We start from the raw sequence: 18,303 nt of genomic DNA on the forward strand, positions 1-18,303 counted from the left end.
TAACGTTAAATCCTTACCGCGAGTAAACTGCCGTCGCGTGCTTGTAAATACAGGGTGTCGCCTTCTACAACTGGGGCTGTGTAAACTTCTTCACCGACATCTAGGCGGCCTACAGTGCGGCCATTTAGTATGTCTAAAAAGTGCAAGTAACCCATGCTGTCGCCAACTACGATATAGTCGCCAAACTGTACTGGTGCGGTAAGCAAGCGGCCGTTGTAGTCGGTGTTGGACCACAATTCAATGCCGCCATCTAGGTTAAGTGCTGATACTGTGTCTGAGGCGTCGGTTAGGAACAGACGGCCTTCGGCCAGGGTTAAGTTCTGGAACGAGGAATATTCGCGTTTCCAGATGGTGTTGCCGTTGCGCACGTCAACGGCGACTAACGAGCCATTGTAGGCGACGTTGTATAGCACGCCACCGAACAGTACTGGCTTGGAGTCAACGTCAACGATTCGTTGTAGCTCGGTGCTGCCGCTTGGTACTGCTAAGCGTGTTTCCCAAGCCGGTTGGCCATTTTCAGCAATCACCACAACAACTTTGCCGGTTGCCGTGCCAATAAATACGCCGCCTTGGGCGATAATTGGTGCAGCTGTTCCGCGCAAGGTTAAAGCTGGGCTTTCAGTGCCATACCGCCATTGTTCTGCGCCGGTTTCAAGGTTCAATGCGACGACGTCACCTGAGCTACCTTTAACCACAACAACGCCGCTACCTACTGCGGGGTCTGCTAAAATTTCAATGCCGACTTGGCTGTGCCATTTGACGTTACCATCAGCAACGTCTAGCGCGACCACGTCACCGTTTTCGCTGCCCAGATACACCACGCCGCGCTCGGCTGTCAGGCCGCCGGCGATGCGCATGGGTTCACCTTGGCTCCACCAGCCGCCGGTTCCGAAGTTTAATTCTTCGCGTAACTCTTTGCGCCACACTCGTTTGCCGTTGCTGCGCTGATATGCGGCAACAACGCCAACGCGGTCGGCGGCGATTATGTAGTCACCAACAACGACTGGGTTTAGGTGCGAGAAATAGTTTTCAACGCCATCACCGACACTTGCTTTCCAAACCACGTCGGGTTTGATTTTGGCGTTAAATTCCTGCAGTTCTTTTACTGGAATTTCGTCGGTGGTTGAGCATGCGCTTACCAGCATGATGGCGCTGGAGGCGAGTGCTAACTGTTTTAAAAATTTTCTCATGAAGCCGCCACAATGCTGTTGAGTTTGATCTCTGCCAAGCCTTGCGAGCCGGCATCGATAGCTGCTTGATACGCTGCGCGGGCACCGGTGGTGTCGCCTTTAGCTAGCAAAATGTCGCCTTGCAATTCTGCGGCTTGCGCTATAAATGGCGCTACGCTTTCTGCTGATTTGGCGGCGGCAAGGGCGGCGTCAAATTGCTCTTGCGCAAGCAATACGCGCGCTTGACGTAAGTCAGCGACTGCACGCAAAGCGGGTTCTGCGTTGTCACGCACAACTTGCAAGGCGCTTACGGCGGTGGCGTAGTCGTTGTGTTCAACGGCGTGCTTGGCAAGTTCGAACGCGGCTAAGTGCGCGTAGGTTTCACCGCTGTTGGCGGTGAGGAATTCTTGCGCGGCGGCCATGCTGCCTTCTTGTTCGCTTTCTAGCTGTACTACAACGCTTTCAAACTGTTCTGACGCGGCTTCTTGGGCGGCGCGGGTTTGCGCGTCGTAGTAGCGCCAGCCGTAGAATAGGCCAAAGCCGATAACGAGGCCGGCGACGATGCCTTTGCCGTGTTCGCTCCAAAATTGTTTGATGCGTTCTACTTGTTGTTCTTCTGTTTCCATTTTTAACTCCGTTCGTAGCCCGGCGTTTCACGCCGGGTGGCACATGGTGCCGTTGATCGTAGCCCGGCGTTTTACGCCGGGTGGCACATAGTGCCGTTAATTTCTAATTTTTGTTAATGTTCAATAATTACAGCGCTTCGCGCTTCCCGGCGTAGAACGCCGGGCTACAATTACAGCGCTTCGCGCTTCCCGGCGTGAAACCCCGGGCTACAATTACAGCGCTGCGCGCTTCCCGGCGTGAAACGCCGGGCTACAGCCAGTTGCGGCCGGGCTACAGCTCGCTGATGCTCGCGAGCATGCGCGGTTCGGCGCTGCGGTCGCGCAGGTGCTTCAGCTCGAAGTCAGTGTCGCGCACTAACAAGGCGTAGGTGGCGCCTGACTTGTCGGCTTTGGCTAGTTTTTTCTTCATGTTCTGGGTGCCGCTGTGCAGCTGAACTTTCAGCTCTGGGCGGGCGCTTCGAATTTGTTCGGCAACGGCCGGGGCCGTTAGTTCCGCAGCTTCGGTGGCCGCAATCACATAAATATCGCACAAGGTGTGCTCGGGCACCAAACCTTGCGATTCTAGCAACAACACCAAGCGTTCAATACCCATGGCGAAGCCTACTGCTGGGGTGGCTTTGCCGCCTAACTGCTCAACTAAGCCGTCGTAGCGGCCGCCGGCACAGACGGTGCCTTGCGCGCCCAGCTCGGTGGTGACCCACTCAAACACGGTGCGGTTATAATAGTCTAGGCCGCGCACTAGGCGTTCGTTCAATACGTACTTCACGCCGGCAGCGTCTAAACGAGCGCACAAGCCGTCAAAATGGGCGCGCGATTCGTCGTCCCAATAATCGGACAAGCGTGGCGCGTCTGCTAATACGGCCTGCGTTTCAGGTGACTTGCTGTCGAGTACGCGCAACACGTTGGTGTCTAAACGGCGTTTTGAGTCTTCATCTAATGAGGCTTCATGGGCACGTAAAAACTCACGCAATGCCTCGCGATAGCGGGCACGGGCTTCGTTCGAAGCCAATGAATTCAGTTGCAGTTCAACTTGATCGCTAATGCCGAAGGCTTGCCACAGGCGCGCTGACAGCAGAATAACTTCGGCGTCAATGTCGGGGCCTTCCATGCCAAAGGCTTCAATACCAAACTGATGAAACTGGCGATAGCGGCCTTTTTGCGGGCGCTCGTGGCGGAACATTGGGCCCATGTACCACAACCGTTGGGTTTGGTTGTACAACAAGCCATGCTCGTTACCGGCGCGCACGCAACTGGCCGTGCCTTCTGGGCGCAGCGTTAGGCTGTCACCGTTACGGTCGTCGAAGGTGTACATTTCTTTTTCGACAATATCGGTTACTTCGCCAATAGAGCGCTTGAATAAGTCGGTGCTCTCAAGCACCGGCATGCGAATTTCTTGGTAGGTGTACTGGGCGGCCACCTGCCGAATCACGCCCTCAACGTATTGCCACGCGGGTGATTGAGTCGGCAGTATGTCGTTCATGCCGCGAATTGCTTGTATATTTTTAGCCACGTTCGGTATCTACTTTCTGTTCTAGTTGCAACTTTGTGCTGTTTAACACGAAAAATGGCGACTAGTATACCGCAGCTTTACGCTTGCTTCACGGGAATCTGTTCAGCTTCTAAACGTTTTACTTGGTCGCGGATGCGTTTTTCGAGTTCATCCACTAAGTCGGCGTTGTCTAAGCGGTCTTTTTGCCGCTCGCCATTCAAGTAAAAACCGCTTTTATTCTTCGCGCCCGCCAAGCCTACGTGCGAGATCAACGCTTCGCCTGGGCCATTGACTACACAGCCAATAATCGACACATCCATTGGCGTGGTGATGTCTTCAAGGCGTTGCTCCAGCGCATTCACGGTGCCAATCACGTCGAATTCTTGGCGCGAGCAGCTGGGGCAAGCAATAAAATTAATGCCGCGGCTACGAATGCGCAGCGACTTTAAAATATCAAAGCCTACTTTGACTTCTTCAACGGGGTCAGCCGCCAGTGAAATGCGCAGCGTGTCGCCAATGCCTTCGGCCAATAACATGCCAAGGCCAATAGACGATTTCACTGAGCCACTGCGTAAACCGCCGGCTTCGGTAATGCCTAAGTGCAACGGCTGTTCTATTTGCTTGGCTAGCAAGCGGTAAGACTCTACCGCCAAAAACACGTCCGACGCTTTCACGCTAACTTTAAAGTCTTGGAAATTTAAGCGATCAAGAATATCCACATGGCGCATGGCCGATTCCACCAGTGCTGCTGGAGTTGGTTCGCCATACTTTTCTTGCAGATCTTTTTCTAACGAACCACCGTTCACGCCAATACGAATGGGAATACCGCGGTCACGTGCCGCGTCGACCACCGAGCGAATACGCTGCTCGTTGCCAATATTGCCCGGGTTTATGCGCAAGCAATCAACCCCGTACTCAGCCACTTTTAGCGCAATACGGTAGTCAAAATGAATGTCAGCCACCAAGGGAATGGGGCTTTGTTGCTTGATAAATTTAAACGCTTCGGCGGCATCCATAGTCGGCACGCTAACGCGCACCAAGTCAGCCCCGGCATTGGCAATGGCTTGAATTTGCTTCACCGTGGCCGCCACGTCGGTGGTTTCGGTGTTAGTCATTGACTGCACGGCAATGGGTGCACCGTCGCCAATCGGCACGTTGCCAACGTAGATACGGCGTGAAGGTCGACGTTTGATTGGGTTTAAATGCATTTGAAAACCTTAGTGCGATATTAGCTATTAACGGCAAGACCGATATTAGCTATTAGATATTAGATATTAGCAAAACCCGAAACATCCGATCCAATATCTAATATCCAATAGCTAATATCGTTGTTGCTCTTAATTCAAAGTCATGGTGACGCTGCGGTTGCGGCGATAACCAGTTAAATCTACTTGCTCACTATTATACGTCATTGACACCGCTTCTGGCTTGCACAAAATGACATCAAATGGCGCTTGGCCGTTCAGCGGCATCGTGTAGCCCGCTACTTTGGTGCCAATGGCAATAACTTCGCCGGTGGCGTCGGTTACTTTTACCCAGCAGGCGTCGCTGAAGGTTATGACTAATTCATCTGCGCTAGTGCTTGCGCTGGCAGTGGGCGATTCGCTGACGACTTGTCCGCTTTCGGGGGTGTCGGCAGTGCTGTCGCGATCGGCATTTTGAGGCGCTTCGGTAACGGTTTGTGCTGCGTCATTATTTGTCGCACCCTGCTCACTTGCTGAATTGCCAGTAGTTTGGTTACCTACGCTGGTCGCTTCGCCACTAACTGTGGTGTCTAGACTGGTGTTCGATGCAGTGCCAGAGTCTGCGCCATTTCCGCCGTCTTCACCTGCCGTGTCGGTACCAGTAGCGTCGTCAGTCGCGGTACTAGGGTCGGTGATAGCACTGCGTACGTCATCTTCGGTCACGCGGCGGCTTACCGGGGTGCGCTGTTCACTGGCTTGCTCGGCGCTGTCATTTGCACCCAGTAGTTGTTCGGTTAAGCTCTGCGAGCTGTTGTTGGCTTGCGAGTCTTGCCACCACCAAATAACCGCCATGGCAATCACAATGGCAATAATTAAGTAGCTAATTAGCATTAAACGGCTGTCATTGCGTTCGCGTACTTTGCGTTTTGAGAAGCTTTGCATGGTAATGGTGCTGGCAGCAACTTCGCCAAACCCCATAGCTCGGTAGGCTTCAAATACGCGCTTTTCGTCTACTTCAAGGGCTTTGCTGAACGAGCGTAGGTAACCGCGCACGAAGGTTGGCGACGATAATTTGTCGTAGTCGTCGGCTTCAATTATTACCACCACGGCGTTGCGCAAACGTAAGCTGTCGGCAACTTGCTGAGTGCTTAAGCCTTTGGCCTCGCGCGCGGCACGTAAAATTTGCCCAGGCGTTTCGCCGGTGTATGGCTCAGGCTGCTCTGCTGCTTGACCTTCCACTTGGTTGTCAGCCGCGCCCTCGCCTTTATCGTCGTTTTGTTCGAATAAATCGTCTTTCGGAGTCATGTAGTTTCGCTATTCGTTCTGCTGCTAAAGCAACTGTTTGTATTCGCGCGCTTGCGAGGAGTTCGGAAAGCGCTGTAGAAGCAATTCGCCAAATTGTCGCTGCTTATTTTTGTCGTTTTGGGCAACGGCTAACTGCACTTCAAGCCATACATATTGCGCCGACAATTGTGGGTAATTGGCGCGGCGCTCTATCATGGTTGCGGCTTTGTCGTAGCGTTTTTGCGCTAGTAACAAGGTCGCGTAATTTTCAAGAATATTCACGCTGCCGCCGCTGTGGTTCAGCGCCAGCTCGTAGTAACGATCAGCATTGGCTAAGTCGCCTTGCTCGGCGGCACAACGGCCGGCATTTTGATAAGTACTGGCAATTTTCACATAGCCCGACTGCGCCACGGCTTTGCGGAACATTTGATCGGCTTCATTGTAGCGTTTTTGGCCACATAACAAGACGCCAAGATTGTTATAGCTGTCGCCGTCTTGTGGGTTCAAACGTATGGCGGTACGGTAATAATTTTCCGCATTTGTGAAGTCACGAACTTGTTGGTAATAATACGCAAGACCGGTATAAACATCTGGGTTTTCAGGGGTATAGTCGCGGGCGCGCTCTAAATTGGCTTTTGCTTGCTCGAAATTACCGGAGCGCAAATATTGTAACCCCAAGGCTAGCCGCGTGCGCGACGCCTCTTTTGCATCAAATTGCTGTGCCGGTTGTTGTTTGCCGTCAACGGTGCGTTGACTGACACAGCCGGTGCTTATTACTGCGGCAATAAGCGCTAACAGCAGTATTCGCATGAAAAGTCCCCCATAAAGAAAGCTATCTTAACCTTTCTAAGCGGCAGATCAAGCGATGCGGTGTGAAAGTGGCGTTAAACCGCCTTTATTTGAATGCCGTCGCCGCCGCGCTGAGCTTGCTGCTTTTTCAAAATGCGCTTGGTGCGGTCAATCACATCACCTACTAACTGACCACACGCGGCGTCAATGTCGTCGCCACGAGTACGACGCACCACCACAATGTAGCCTTTTTCCATCAGCACTTTGGCAAAGCGGTCTATGCGCGAGTTGCTTGAGCGACCGTAGTCTGAGCCCGGGAACGGGTTAAACGGAATGAGGTTAATTTTGCAAGGCGTGTCTTTAAGTAGCTCTGCGAGCTCGGCCGCCTGCTCCATCGAGTCATTAATGTGGTCAAGCATAACGTACTCAATCGTAATGTTTTTATTGGCTTTGCTGCCGTCAATATAGTCGCGGCTAGCTTTTAAGAATTCTTGAATATTGTACTTTTTATTAATCGGCACAATTTCGTTGCGCAGCTCGTCATTCGGCGCATGCAAAGAAATAGCTAGGGCCACATCAATTTCTTCTTTCAGCTTATACAGCGCCGGCACCACGCCTGAGGTACTTAAAGTAACCCGGCGTTTCGACAAGCCAAACGCGTTGTCATCAAGCATTAAGTCCATGGCTGGAACCACGTTATTAAGATTAAGTAGTGGTTCGCCCATACCCATCATGACCACGTTGGTGACGGCTTTAACGCCGGTTTCGGCAAACGGTCCAAGGAGTTTGTTCACGCGCCACACTTGGCCAATAATTTCCGCCACTTTCAGGTTGCGGTTAAAGCCTTGTTGCGCGGTTGAGCAGAAGGTGCACTCTAGCGCACAGCCTACTTGTGAGCTCACGCACAGGGTTGCGCGGTCACGGTCTGGAATCCATACCGTTTCAACGTCTTGCCCGTCGAACAATGTCATGGCGAACTTGATGGTGCCGTCTGACGATTGCTGCTGCATGCGCACTTCTGGCGCACGAATTTCCGCCATTTGCTTCAGTTTTTCTCTGAGTGCTTTGTTGAGATTAGTCATCTCGTCAAAGTTGTCGACGCAATAGTGATACACCCACTTCATCACCTGGTCGGCGCGAAATGGTTTTTCACCCAACTCTTGAAAGAACGCGCGCATGGCTTTGCGATCGAGGTCGAGTAAGTTCACTTTCTTGTCTACAGCATTCATTGAGTTAAAACCTTAGTGCGATATTCGTTGGTCGTTATTCGTTGTTCGTTTTTCGTAGCCCGGCGTTTCACGCCGGGTGACGCACAGCGTCGTTAATCCATTAACGACTAACGAACAACGATTAACGCTTTAGCTTTTAGCGGGTGCGTGGGCAGATTTCTTCGTCGCTGAAGAAGTATGCAATTTCACGCGCCGCTGATTCTAATGCGTCAGAACCGTGAACCGCGTTCTCGTCGATAGATACAGCATAGTCTGCACGCAAAGTTCCCGCCAATGCGTCAGCTGGGTTGGTTGCGCCCATGATGTCGCGGTGACGTTTTACTGCGTCTTCGCCTTCAAGTACTTGCACCATGATTGGGCCAGAAGTCATGAAGTCTACCAATGCGCGGAAGAAAGGACGCTCTTTGTGTTCAGCGTAGAAGCCTTCTGCTTGCTCGGTGCTTAAGTGCATCATTTTTGCTGCAACAATGCGGAAACCCGCAGTTTCGAAACGGTTGTAGATGCCGCCGATGACGTTTTTGCCAACTGCGTCAGGCTTGATAATTGATAAAGTGCGCTCTAAAGCCATGATTTTCTCCAATCAAGATTTATAAGTTTAAATTGAAAGTAAGGGGTCAAAATTTTAGTCGCGCGGATTATACATAAAAGCCGCTCGCGCGGCTAGAGGGGAGAAGGGTGCAGACCCTGGTCCGGACCAGGGTCTGCACCCCTCTCTCTCTATTTCTCGCACTAAAACAACCGCGGATAATTCGCCAAAGGCGCTTCTAGCAGTTGTTTGGAGGCACTAGAAATGCCGGCCTGTGGGTTAATCACTGGGATGGCAGGCAGTTGGATCATGGTCTCCAGGCTATATTCAGTGTCGGTAAACCACGGGTCGGCCACGTCGCCTAATACAATGTAGCGGCCAAACTGTACTTGGTAGGTTCCTAGGTCCGCGTTGTGATTCAGCACTTTGTAGGAGCTGCCCGGGCAGTTATAAATGTTGATGTCGCAGTTGCCGTCAGCTACAAAAATACGCTGGTCTACTAGGCTCCATGTGGCGCTCAATCCGGTGGGGTACCAGGTGTATTGCTGGTCGGCACAAGTGCCGATAACCGCACCTGGTTCGCGCGCGAAATCAAAGTTGAAGCAACGCAGCATAAACAACTGTGAACGTTGGTCGTTGCCAAATTTGTACGCGTTGGCCGGGCTGTTCGAGTCGGTCACCCGTAGCAAGTTGCCGTATACCATGCCCACGTTGATGTCCCACAGGTTGCTGTATTTTTCAACGTGATAGTGAATGTCATTGCTCTCGCTTGGGGTAACCAATAAGTCCGTCGCGTATCTGTTCTCGACAATTGGCGCCGCTTGCTTAATTTGATAGTCGATGCCCGCGTTGCCACCTAGGTTATAGCTAAATTTTGCCACCATGTCTTTGGCGTAGCTGTCATATTTGCGCCAGAATAGTTCAATTTTAAGCACGGCCGGCGGAGAACCCATTTGGCTGTACGGCACGTCTAAGCGCAACACCTTTTGGTCGGCCGACAATGACCACTGCGCGACAACGTCCACGCCAGCGGCGGTTGCCGTGCCATCGGCATGCAAAGTAACTTCTTTTAGCGTGCCCACGTCACGAATTCCGATACTCGAGTCACTCGGGTTCAGCGCTGTAAACGGAATTAAGTAGCGGTTCGTTTGGCTCATATCAAATGCCGGTGCGCGTTCACGCAGAGCGTTGATGCGGCCAAACTGGTGTGCCTGTTGCGATGACGCGTACAAAATGGATTTAAAGACAATGTCGCGCCCTAAGGTTGGCGACGGGAACGCTCGTTCTTTGGTGGTTCTGCGCGCGCGTTCTAGCACCGAAATGCTGGTGTCGTCGCGGCCGACAAGCACAATGTCACGCTCAATTTCAGAAGCGAGCACAATAATGGTGCTGTAATAATCCACTTCGAATGCGGCAATTTCTTCTGCTGTTAAGCCAAAGCGTGGATCATCCGTGGGAATTTGCCCCGTGTTGCCGGAGCCCTGAATAGGTAATGTTAATAGGCGCCCATTGTTTGCAATCGTTACCGGCGTTAGGCCGCCGGCCATAAAGTTCTGCGTAAATAGCACTCCGCCGTCTTCAAAATAAAACTTCATTTTGTTCGGTTGATCATCAACTTGCGGCAAAAAGTAAGGGCTAGGTTCCATGGCAATGTAGGCGCCGCGCAAGTCAGCCCAGCTGCGGTCGCCCAAGGCATTTGGGTCATCAATTAACTCATAGACGCGTTGTTGTATGTCGTCTTTGTGCAGCAAACTTAGAAAATTGCTGTAGGCTATTCGATTCGCCAATACATCGCGGGTGGTCAACTCGGCTGCTGCTAACTCCGGCAGGTAATTAGGCACTAATAGTTGCAATGCCGCGGCCATTTCTAGTTGCAGCCAAAGATCAAGCTCTTGGCCAATTAAATGCATGGTTGCCGCAGTAATCGGCATGTCGCGGCTGGTTAATTCAATTTGTACGTCGCGAGCGGTAGAAAACGCACTCACGTCAACTTGTGCAAGTTCTGTCGCGTCTAATACGCCATCGGCGCCAGCGCTACTAATAAGACTATTGAACCCGACTAAACGTGAGCTGTAAGTAATTGGCGACCATTCACCCTGCCCTTGGACAATAATCTGCGCGGCAATTTCATGCTCTGGCTCTAATGGTGACAAAGCCGGCCGATTGTCAGCTGTAGCGTGCGCTGTTGGCGCTATTCCAAAACCGCTGGCGGTGGATGAATTTACGTCTAGCACGATTTCGTAATAACCATTGCCGTCAATGCTGCTCGAGACAATGTTGTCGTTGTACGGCGGCATGCTTATTTGCGCGTTTTCACCCACGTCATCAAGAATCTGGCCGGTGATAACAATTTCGGTGTAGGTACACGCGATGCGCAGTGAACTGATATTCGCTTGGTTAAAGGTGAAGCTGGATGCGGAAGTAATTTCGCAGTTTTGCCGCTCGGGTTGCTCGACAATACTGACTGAAACACTTGTTCCGCTATTGAATTCAGTGGCAAAACTAAATTGCCCGTTGTACTCAACCGCGAGTTGTTCTGCTCCTGCAGCCAGCGTCAAAGTACCGTTTAAGCCACTGACTTGGCCAGAAAGCGTATAACTGGCCGGCGGCTTTTCGGTTTCTTTGGTTGGCTCTGAACCACCCCCTCCACACGCATGTAAACCAATAAGTGCTGACACAATTAAAGCGCATTTTGACCATAACGGCATTATGGAATTCCTTATAAAATCAATGAGGTGTTGGTTCTTTTAATCGCGATAACACAGTGACATTGGTAAGGCAGGAGAAGTGACTGTTCAGCGCAGCTATATTTAACACTGAATATATATTTTATTTACAATGAGTCAACTAAAAAATAATAAGAGAGGGGTAGAGAGGGGTGCAGACCCTGGTCCGGACCTTGGTGCGGATCTGGGTCTGCACCCTTCTCTTGCTCTTTGCGGGCAACGGGCGTATGCTACGGGCATCTAGACGTCTATTTAAAGATTCAATATGAGGTGGTTATGGCGCAGCAAATTACATTAGGTGGCGGTTGTTTTTGGTGCTTAGAAGGTGCGTTTAAGCAGGTGCGTGGCGTGCTGAAAGTGCAGTCTGGCTATGCTGGAGGGCACAAGGCGGAGCCAACTTATGAAGAAGTTTGCACCGGCAATACCGGCCACGCGGAAGTGGTTCAAATCACCTTTGATCCGGCCGCTTTGAGCGTGCGTGAAATTTATGAAATCTTCTTTGCGCTGCACGACCCAACTCAAGTTAACCGCCAAGGTAACGACGTTGGTACGCAATATCGCACCTCTATTTTTTACCAAACTGACGAACAAAAAAGATTAGCGGAAGAAATTATCGCCGAACAAGAGCGTGACAAAATTTGGGACGCGCCCATTGTGACAACCGTTGAGCCGTTGGAAAAATTCTGGCCCGCTGAGGACTACCACGAGAACTATGTGGAACGTAACCCCGAAAATGCCTATTGTCAGGCTGTGGTGCACCCTAAGCTAGCGAAGTTTAAGCGTACTTTTGCCGAAAAGTTAGATGGCTAAAATAAAAGGGGGCGGCCCCGAGGCCGCCCCCCTTTTCATCAATAACGATTTAGTGCTTAACGCCTAACTCATCGCTCCATTTCAGTACTTTGTTGTATTTTTTAATTGGCGACTCGAGGTTAGTCACCCCGGGGCCATTGCCTGGGCCAGTGCCATTAAATGGAATGCTAGTCCAGTAGTTAATGCGCGGTGCAATCCATTGGTATACCCCACCTTCAACCACACCGTCGCTTAATTGGTAAATGTCAGCTGGGCTGCCATCACCAACCAATTCCATTTCTAGTATGGTCATAATACCGGTAGATGCGTTGTAGCTTATTGGGCTAACAAAGCGGCCACCACAGGCAATTTCACCCGTACATTCAGGTGCAGAGGTACGCTGCGGGCGTACTAGGTGTAAGAAGTCGTCGGTTGTGACCCAAATTTCACCTTCGCCCTCGTTCGACTGATGCCAGTATGTTCCTTCAACTGAACATAAATAGTCGTCGAAATAGTCCGGATCATCACAATAAGCAACCAAGAATTGCAAATCGCCCGATGCCGCTAAATGCCAACCGTAAAGCCAGCCAATGTCGCCACCGTAAATTGGGCCATTGTCGCCCCAGTCATCGGCTTGCATATTCACCAAAGCGAGATTCATTTCGTCATCAGCATGAATAAGTGACTCAATAGCGAGTTCATCGCTGATCATGCCGCCTCGCTCAATAGTGATAACATCAATGGCTTCGCCTTCATCAATGTAGTCAATTTGCGCTAAGAACTCGGCCACGTGCTGGTCTTTGCGCGAATACCACAAGGTGATTTCTGCATTGCCTTCGTCAATTTCAGTTATTAACGTAAGTGCCGTACCATCTTCCGATAAGCTCCAGGTACCGGTCGCACCAGTTAAGTCATTGGTGTAAGTACCCGTAGTTGCTGTGGTTTGTGTCATGGTGACTAATTGCGAGTCATACCAGAAGTCTTCACCCCATTGGTATTCAGGGTTAATATCTGCGTAATAGTCAAATATTTGCGGCACAACCCACTGCGAGTTATTGGGAACTTCAATCGCGATTCCCGACATTAAGCTTGCTTTTGGCAACCATGTTTGTACGTAGTCAGCAGGTTCAAGCATTTGCTCTGGAATGGTATACTCCACGCCTTCCCAGGTGAAAGTGTACGCTAAGAAACGGCGTTCATAACCACGGTTCAGTACCAGCGAGTTTTCATTGCTTGAAATAACTTTAATAACGTCGTTGGCGTTCTCAATTGGGAATGGCCACTGGGTTTCGTTCATGGCGGCTTCGAGCGCAACCGCTACTGATGCCTCCATTTGTACGCCCCAGATATTCACCAAGCTGAAGAAGTTAATGTTGTAGTCACTCGTTGATGACGTTGCGGCTTCCCATGAGCCATCTTCAAGCTCAACTAGCGGCACCGGTGTCGCCGTATTGGAGCCTGACGTAGTACCTACGCGCATACCATCGGCCGATAAATACACTGAACTTGGGGCCCAGCGACCGGTATAGCGGCTACCAATGTTATTTACCACATAAGCGCCGTAATAGTCTTCTAGACCGGTGCCTGGCGGTGGGCCTGCTACTTCTGGGTCGTTTATGGTTTCTTCAAGCGCTCGTTCAAGATCACCACTGGCTTCGGCTTCGTCCACCATGGTGTTATACGCTTCTTCGTCGGCAATAAACTCTTCTATAGATTCATAGCCTTCAGGTAGTTGGTAGTTTGGATCATCCACCAATAGCTTAATAGCGGCAGCCATTTCTAAAGCGAGTTCGTTGTCGTATTCAGTCATTAGTTCTTGAATGTTGTCGTCGCTAATCTCACCACCCGAGGCTGAAGCAATGCGCTCTAGCTGTAGGTTTTCGGCGGTGGTTAGCTGCGTCACTTGCACTTGGCCTGATTCCGCACGCACCAATGTGCCGTCTTCACCGGCCGCGTTAAGCATGCTACCCGCGCTTGGCAAGCGTGAACTTAAACGCACGTGGCTTTGGGTGTCGGCGCCTTGCGCGGTTAAGCGTGGGCGTTCACCGTTGTTAGAATCTACCACTGGCAACTCTAATTGATAGTCACCGTTGGCATCTGCTGTGGCGGTGTAAGTTTGGCCATTCATGCTCACGGTTACCGTAGCATTGGCAATAGGCCCGTCAGTTACGCGGCCCGCAATTGTAACCGTTTGGGTAACGGTAACCGTTACGGTGGCGGTGTCTTCTTGCGCACCATCGGTACCGGTGTACATAAAGGTGTCAGTACCTGCAAAGCCATCGTCTGGCGTGTAGGTGATCGTGGTGTCGCTAATAACTGCCGCACCATTGGTCGGCTCGGTTACGCTCACCAAAGTAAAGGTTGTTGCGTACTCACTGGTGTCGTTGGCCAGCACATCAATGCTGATTTCGCCACCGGTTGACGCAGCTGTGTCGTCTACCGCGCTATACAACACCAAGTCAGTACAGGTTACTGCGAGGTCGCTAATGTCGGCGTCATCGAAGGTAAATGTGGTGTCCGAGGTAATTTCGCAGCTCTGTAAATCAGGTGCTTCGGTAATGCTAACGGTAACTTCATCACCCGATTCAAATTCGGTGTCGAAAGTAACTGTGCCATCTGCGGTAACGGTTTGTTCTTCGTCGCCTGCGGCTAGGGTTAAGCTTCCATCGAGTCCGGTTACGGTACCGGATAATTCATAGGTTGCGGCAGGTGGTGGTGGCGGTGGTGGTGGCGGTGTTGGATCATCGTTATCGCTTCCACAACCGAAAAGAAGCCCGGCGCCCATTAGCGCCAACATGGTTTTTGTTCTTTTAAACATAGTTCTGCCCTCCAGGCAGCCATAACATTGAAGAGTACAGCTTGTATGAGGCCAGGGTTAACGAAGCGTTAAGACTGGGTAAAGAAAAAAGGTAGGTTAAAAATTGATCAATATCAAGAAAGGTGAAAAAAGGAGAGCGGGGCGGCCCCGTGGCCGCCCCCTTCTCTGCTACAAAAATTAGTGGTTTTCTTTGGCGTGGTTGATGCTGTATTTGGGAATTTCGACAACCAGGTCTTCGCCGTCTAAGCGGGCTTGGCAGCTAAGGCGTGAGTCTGGGTCTAGGCCCCAGGCTTTGTCGAGCATGTCGTCTTCGTTTTCTTCGATTTCGTTTAATGAGTCCATGCCTTCGCGTATGTACACGTGGCAGGTGGTGCAAGCGCATACTTTTTCGCACGCATGTTCAATACCGATGCCGTTGCGCAGCGCAACGTCGAGTACGGTTTCGCCGTCTTGGGCTTCAAGGGCGGCGCCTTCTGGGCAAAGTTCTTCGTGCGGTAAAAAAATAATCTTTGGCATAAATAAAAAACCTCGCGTAGCCCGGCGTTCTACGCCGGGTGGCACAACGTGCCGTTAATCTAAACTTTTCTGCGGTGTCGGCGACTTAGCATCACCTTTTAATTCAGCATTCACGGTGCTGCGCACCACCCGGCGTGGAACGCCGGGCTACAGCTCTTCGGCTTTTTTGCCGGAGAGCGCTTTGCTGATGCTGGCGTCCATGCGGCGGGCGGCGAATTCGTCGCTCGCTTTGTCGACCGCTTCAATGGCTTTTTCTATGGCGTCGGCGTCGGTGCCATTGCGCGCAATGCGCAGGGCGTCCATAGCGTCATCTAACACGCTGCGCTCGTCGTCATTCAATAACTCTCCGTCCACGGCCAAGGCGCTGCTTAATGCTTCAAGCACGCGGTCGGCTTCAACTTGCTGTTCGCGCAACATGCGTGCGGCCATGTCTTCTTTGGCGTTGGTCATGGATGACTGAATCATTTTGGTAATGTCGTCATCGCCCAAGCCGTACGATGGTTTTACCTGTACCGACGCGGTAACGCCACTGGATTTTTCCATGGCGGTAACGCTTAGCAAACCGTCGGCGTCAACTTGAAAGGTAACCCGAATATGTGCGGCACCGGCGGCCATTGGCGGTATGTCGGTTAATACAAAGCGCGCTAAACTGCGACAGTCGTCTACTAGTTCACGTTCGCCCTGCACCACGTGAATCATCATCGCGGTTTGGCCGTCTTTGAAGGTGGTAAATTCTTGCGCTTTGGCCACTGGAATTGTGGTGTTACGCGAAATCACTTTTTCTACCAGGCCGCCCATGGTTTCAAGGCCGAGCGACAATGGAATGACGTCTAGCAGCAACATGTCTGAGTCGGGCTTGTTGCCGGCTAAAATGTCAGCCTGAATGGCGGCGCCAATGGCGACGACTTGGTCTGGGTCAATTGAGGTTAACGGCTGGCGGGCAAAAAACTCGCCCACTGCTTCGCGTACACGCGGTACCCGGGTTGAGCCGCCTACCATAACGACGTCGATGATTTCATCGGCGCTAACGTCGGCGTCTTTTAGGGCGCGACGGCAGGCTGACAAAGTGCGGCGCACCAGAGGCTCAATAAGCTCGTTCAGCTTCTCACGCGTTAGTACCGCGTAGCCCGGCGTTTCACGCCGGGGATCAAGGGTTGATTCGTCATGCGCTTCGATGGTGAATTCGGCATTAACGGCTGCGCCACCCGGCTCGATATCGCTGGTGAATTCGGCATTAACGGCTGCGCCACCCGGCTCGATATCGCTGTTGGATTCGAGATTAACGGCTGCGCCACCCGGCTCGATATCGCTGTTGGATTCGGCATTAACGGCTGCGCCACCCGGCGTGGAACGCCGGGCTACGACGCAATTGACGTCGGTTAATTGCTCTTTTGCGGCTTTGGCAGCGTTAACGAGGTCGCGTTCGGTGCGGGCGTCGACGCTGTCAGGCAATTGCCATTCTTGCTTCAGCCAATTGACAATCAATTGGTCAAAGTCGTCACCGCCAAGGGCGCTGTCGCCGCCAGTGGCGAGCACTTCAAACACGCCGCCCTGTAGGCGCAAAATAGAGATATCAAAAGTACCGCCGCCTAAGTCATACACCGCTATCAGGCCTTCTTGGCCAGAATCAAGGCCATAAGCAACCGCAGCTGCGGTCGGCTCGTTCAATAAGCGTAAAACTTTTAAGCCTGCCAGTTGCGCCGCGTCTTTGGTGCTTTGGCGCTGGGCATCATCAAAATAAGCCGGTACGGTAATCACCACGCCGGTGAGCTCGCCGCCTAGTGACGCTTCAGCGCGCGCCGCAAGGGTACGCAATATGTCAGCTGACACTTCAACGGCGTTGCGGTCGCCCGCTGCCGTATGAAACACCGGTACGCCGTTATCGGTTTCGCTCATGCGATATGGCAGGTTCGAGAAATTCTTTTGCACGTCAGCAATGGTGCGGCCAATAAAGCGCTTCACGGAAACAATGGTGTTTTCCGTGGCAATGGTTTTATCCGCATGTTTGGCTAACGCTTCGTGGCCGGTCAATACTTCGTCGGCGCCGTAATACACCACCGATGGTAAAATGGCGCGGTCTTGCTCATCTCGCAAAATAACCGGTGAACCGCTGCGAACGCTGGCCACCAATGAGTTGGTGGTGCCCAAGTCGATGCCGGCGGCAAGTCGATGTTGGTGCGGCGCGGTGCTTTGCCCGGGTTCTGCAATTTGTAGTAAAGCCATTCATTACCTCGTTTTTCGTTATTCGTTATTCGTTATTCGTTGGTGTTTACGCTTTTTCGAGTAACGACTAACGAATAACCAGTAACGCCTTTATTCCATTTGTTCTTCAATGCGTTCGAGTTCGTGGTGCAGCTTGTGCATGAATTTTAGCTTGCGCACCGTAATCGCCGCATTGTCATTCGCATCTTCAGCTAAAAACCCTTCCAGCTCCGCCTGCAAATCACGCATTTGCTCTTGCAAGTCTTTGTAAGCCGCATCTAACGATTCCCAATCATCGACTTCTTCAATGCGTTCACGCCATTCCATTTGCGCCATGAGAAACTCAGGATCTTGCAGCGTGGTCTGCTCGTGCGCAAGGTCAATGCCGCGTAATTCAAGCAGGTACTCTGCTCGCGACAACGGTGAACGTAGGGTTTGATAGGCATCGTTAAGTTGCGCGGTGCGCTGTACCGCGAGCAGTTTGTCGCGCTCACTGCCGTTGGCAAACCGATCGGGATGCATGGTTTGTTGCAGTTTGCGGTAGCGCTGTTGTAGCTCCGCCGCATCCAACTGGAATGCGGCGGGCAGATTAAACAGTTCGAAATGGTTCATTATCGGCTGCTATACGTTGAAACTTTCGCCACAACCACACTCGCCTTTGGCGTTCGGATTGCGAAACTCAAAGCCTTCGTTCAAACCTTCTTTGACGAAATCGATTTCGGTGCCGTCTAGGTACACCAAGCTTTTACCATCAATGACAATATTCACGCCTTTGTCTTCAATAATGGTGTCGGTGTCTTCAACGTCGTCGACAAATTCCATCACATAGGCTAGGCCTGAGCAGCCGGTGGTTTTCACCCCCAAGCGTATACCCACACCTTTGCCTCGTTGTTCCAAAAACGCGCGCGCGCGTTGCGCTGCGGCTTCGGTAATCGTAATTGCCATGCTGAAACCTA

General features: G+C 51.7%; 15 protein-coding genes. 1 reads left to right on the forward strand and 14 read right to left on the reverse strand.

The window, feature by feature from the left end:
* Positions 1-5: 5 nt before the first annotated feature.
* The 9 genes from bamB to ASC40_RS07520 form a co-directional block, all read right to left on the reverse strand.
* Positions 6-1,190, reverse strand: a complete 1,185-nt coding sequence (bamB, locus tag ASC40_RS07480) for an outer membrane protein assembly factor BamB (protein WP_055439178.1) — start codon at positions 1,188-1,190, stop codon at positions 6-8.
* Positions 1,187-1,795, reverse strand: a complete 609-nt coding sequence (locus ASC40_RS07485) for a YfgM family protein (protein ID WP_055439179.1) — start codon at positions 1,793-1,795, stop codon at positions 1,187-1,189. The genes bamB and ASC40_RS07485 overlap by 4 nt, the downstream gene beginning before the upstream one ends.
* 271 nt (positions 1,796-2,066) lie before the next feature.
* Complete coding sequence (gene hisS / locus ASC40_RS07490; RefSeq protein WP_055439180.1) at positions 2,067-3,305, reverse strand: histidine--tRNA ligase; 1,239 nt, start codon at positions 3,303-3,305, stop codon at positions 2,067-2,069.
* 77 nt (positions 3,306-3,382) lie between these two features.
* Positions 3,383-4,492: a flavodoxin-dependent (E)-4-hydroxy-3-methylbut-2-enyl-diphosphate synthase gene (gene ispG, locus ASC40_RS07495; protein ID WP_055439181.1), complete on the reverse strand. Its 1,110-nt coding sequence runs from the start codon at positions 4,490-4,492 to the stop codon at positions 3,383-3,385.
* A gap of 129 nt (positions 4,493-4,621) precedes the next feature.
* The gene (locus ASC40_RS07500; RefSeq protein ID WP_055439182.1) at positions 4,622-5,773 is read right to left on the reverse strand and encodes a RodZ domain-containing protein; all 1,152 of its coding nucleotides are present in this window, start codon (positions 5,771-5,773) and stop codon (positions 4,622-4,624) included.
* A 24-nt stretch (positions 5,774-5,797) separates the two neighbouring features.
* The gene (pilW, locus tag ASC40_RS07505) at positions 5,798-6,562 is read right to left on the reverse strand and encodes a type IV pilus biogenesis/stability protein PilW (RefSeq protein WP_055439183.1); all 765 of its coding nucleotides are present in this window, start codon (positions 6,560-6,562) and stop codon (positions 5,798-5,800) included.
* Between the two features lie 74 nt (positions 6,563-6,636).
* Positions 6,637-7,770, reverse strand: coding sequence for a dual-specificity RNA methyltransferase RlmN (gene rlmN, locus ASC40_RS07510; RefSeq protein ID WP_055439184.1), 1,134 nt, complete (start codon positions 7,768-7,770; stop codon positions 6,637-6,639).
* Positions 7,771-7,906: 136 nt separating this feature from the next.
* Positions 7,907-8,338 carry a nucleoside-diphosphate kinase gene (gene ndk / locus ASC40_RS07515; protein WP_055439185.1) on the reverse strand — a complete coding sequence of 144 codons (432 nt, stop codon included), beginning with the start codon at positions 8,336-8,338 and terminating at the stop codon, positions 7,907-7,909.
* A 161-nt stretch (positions 8,339-8,499) separates the two neighbouring features.
* Positions 8,500-11,004: a hypothetical protein gene (locus ASC40_RS07520; protein ID WP_055439186.1), complete on the reverse strand. Its 2,505-nt coding sequence runs from the start codon at positions 11,002-11,004 to the stop codon at positions 8,500-8,502.
* Between the two features lie 294 nt (positions 11,005-11,298).
* On the opposite strand from ASC40_RS07520, the gene msrA reads away from it, so the two are divergent.
* Positions 11,299-11,832 carry a peptide-methionine (S)-S-oxide reductase MsrA gene (gene msrA / locus ASC40_RS07525; RefSeq protein WP_055439187.1) on the forward strand — a complete coding sequence of 178 codons (534 nt, stop codon included), beginning with the start codon at positions 11,299-11,301 and terminating at the stop codon, positions 11,830-11,832.
* Between the two features lie 49 nt (positions 11,833-11,881).
* On the opposite strand, the gene ASC40_RS07530 is transcribed toward msrA, so the two are convergent.
* The 5 genes from ASC40_RS07530 to iscA all read right to left on the reverse strand — a co-directional run bounded on the left by ASC40_RS07530 (position 11,882) and on the right by iscA (position 18,292).
* Positions 11,882-14,629, reverse strand: a complete 2,748-nt coding sequence (locus ASC40_RS07530; protein ID WP_141656128.1) for an Ig-like domain-containing protein — start codon at positions 14,627-14,629, stop codon at positions 11,882-11,884.
* Between the two features lie 177 nt (positions 14,630-14,806).
* The gene (fdx, locus tag ASC40_RS07535; protein WP_055439189.1) at positions 14,807-15,145 is read right to left on the reverse strand and encodes an ISC system 2Fe-2S type ferredoxin; all 339 of its coding nucleotides are present in this window, start codon (positions 15,143-15,145) and stop codon (positions 14,807-14,809) included.
* 147 nt (positions 15,146-15,292) lie between these two features.
* Complete coding sequence (gene hscA, locus ASC40_RS12020; protein ID WP_055439190.1) at positions 15,293-17,368, reverse strand: molecular chaperone HscA; 2,076 nt, start codon at positions 17,366-17,368, stop codon at positions 15,293-15,295.
* Positions 17,369-17,458: 90 nt separating this feature from the next.
* On the reverse strand, positions 17,459-17,959 hold the full coding sequence (gene hscB, locus ASC40_RS07545; protein ID WP_055439191.1) for a co-chaperone HscB: 501 nt from the start codon (positions 17,957-17,959) through the stop codon (positions 17,459-17,461).
* A 9-nt stretch (positions 17,960-17,968) separates the two neighbouring features.
* The gene (iscA, locus tag ASC40_RS07550; RefSeq protein WP_055439192.1) at positions 17,969-18,292 is read right to left on the reverse strand and encodes an iron-sulfur cluster assembly protein IscA; all 324 of its coding nucleotides are present in this window, start codon (positions 18,290-18,292) and stop codon (positions 17,969-17,971) included.
* Positions 18,293-18,303: the final 11 nt, after the last annotated feature.

Source organism: Pseudidiomarina woesei, from assembly GCF_001418345.1.
In the GTDB taxonomy this organism is placed as follows: Bacteria; Pseudomonadota; Gammaproteobacteria; order Enterobacterales; family Alteromonadaceae; genus Pseudidiomarina; species Pseudidiomarina woesei.

What these genes read in the sequence shown, in the direction of transcription:
- ASC40_RS07485 (WP_055439179.1), bottom strand. Translation starts at nt 1,795, where the DNA reads ATGGAAACAGAAGAACAACAAGTAGAACGCATCAAACAATTTTGGAGC.
- iscA (WP_055439192.1), bottom strand. Translation starts at nt 18,292, where the DNA reads ATGGCAATTACGATTACCGAAGCCGCAGCGCAACGCGCGCGCGCGTTT.
- fdx (WP_055439189.1), bottom strand. Translation starts at nt 15,145, where the DNA reads ATGCCAAAGATTATTTTTTTACCGCACGAAGAACTTTGCCCAGAAGGC.
- ASC40_RS07520 (WP_055439186.1), bottom strand. Translation starts at nt 11,004, where the DNA reads ATGCCGTTATGGTCAAAATGCGCTTTAATTGTGTCAGCACTTATTGGT.
- msrA (WP_055439187.1), top strand. Translation starts at nt 11,299, where the DNA reads ATGGCGCAGCAAATTACATTAGGTGGCGGTTGTTTTTGGTGCTTAGAA.
- ispG (WP_055439181.1), bottom strand. Translation starts at nt 4,492, where the DNA reads ATGCATTTAAACCCAATCAAACGTCGACCTTCACGCCGTATCTACGTT.
- rlmN (WP_055439184.1), bottom strand. Translation starts at nt 7,770, where the DNA reads ATGAATGCTGTAGACAAGAAAGTGAACTTACTCGACCTCGATCGCAAA.
- hscA (WP_055439190.1), bottom strand. Translation starts at nt 17,368, where the DNA reads ATGGCTTTACTACAAATTGCAGAACCCGGGCAAAGCACCGCGCCGCAC.
- bamB (WP_055439178.1), bottom strand. Translation starts at nt 1,190, where the DNA reads ATGAGAAAATTTTTAAAACAGTTAGCACTCGCCTCCAGCGCCATCATG.
- ndk (WP_055439185.1), bottom strand. Translation starts at nt 8,338, where the DNA reads ATGGCTTTAGAGCGCACTTTATCAATTATCAAGCCTGACGCAGTTGGC.
- ASC40_RS07500 (WP_055439182.1), bottom strand. Translation starts at nt 5,773, where the DNA reads ATGACTCCGAAAGACGATTTATTCGAACAAAACGACGATAAAGGCGAG.
- hscB (WP_055439191.1), bottom strand. Translation starts at nt 17,959, where the DNA reads ATGAACCATTTCGAACTGTTTAATCTGCCCGCCGCATTCCAGTTGGAT.
- ASC40_RS07530 (WP_141656128.1), bottom strand. Translation starts at nt 14,629, where the DNA reads ATGTTTAAAAGAACAAAAACCATGTTGGCGCTAATGGGCGCCGGGCTT.
- pilW (WP_055439183.1), bottom strand. Translation starts at nt 6,562, where the DNA reads ATGCGAATACTGCTGTTAGCGCTTATTGCCGCAGTAATAAGCACCGGC.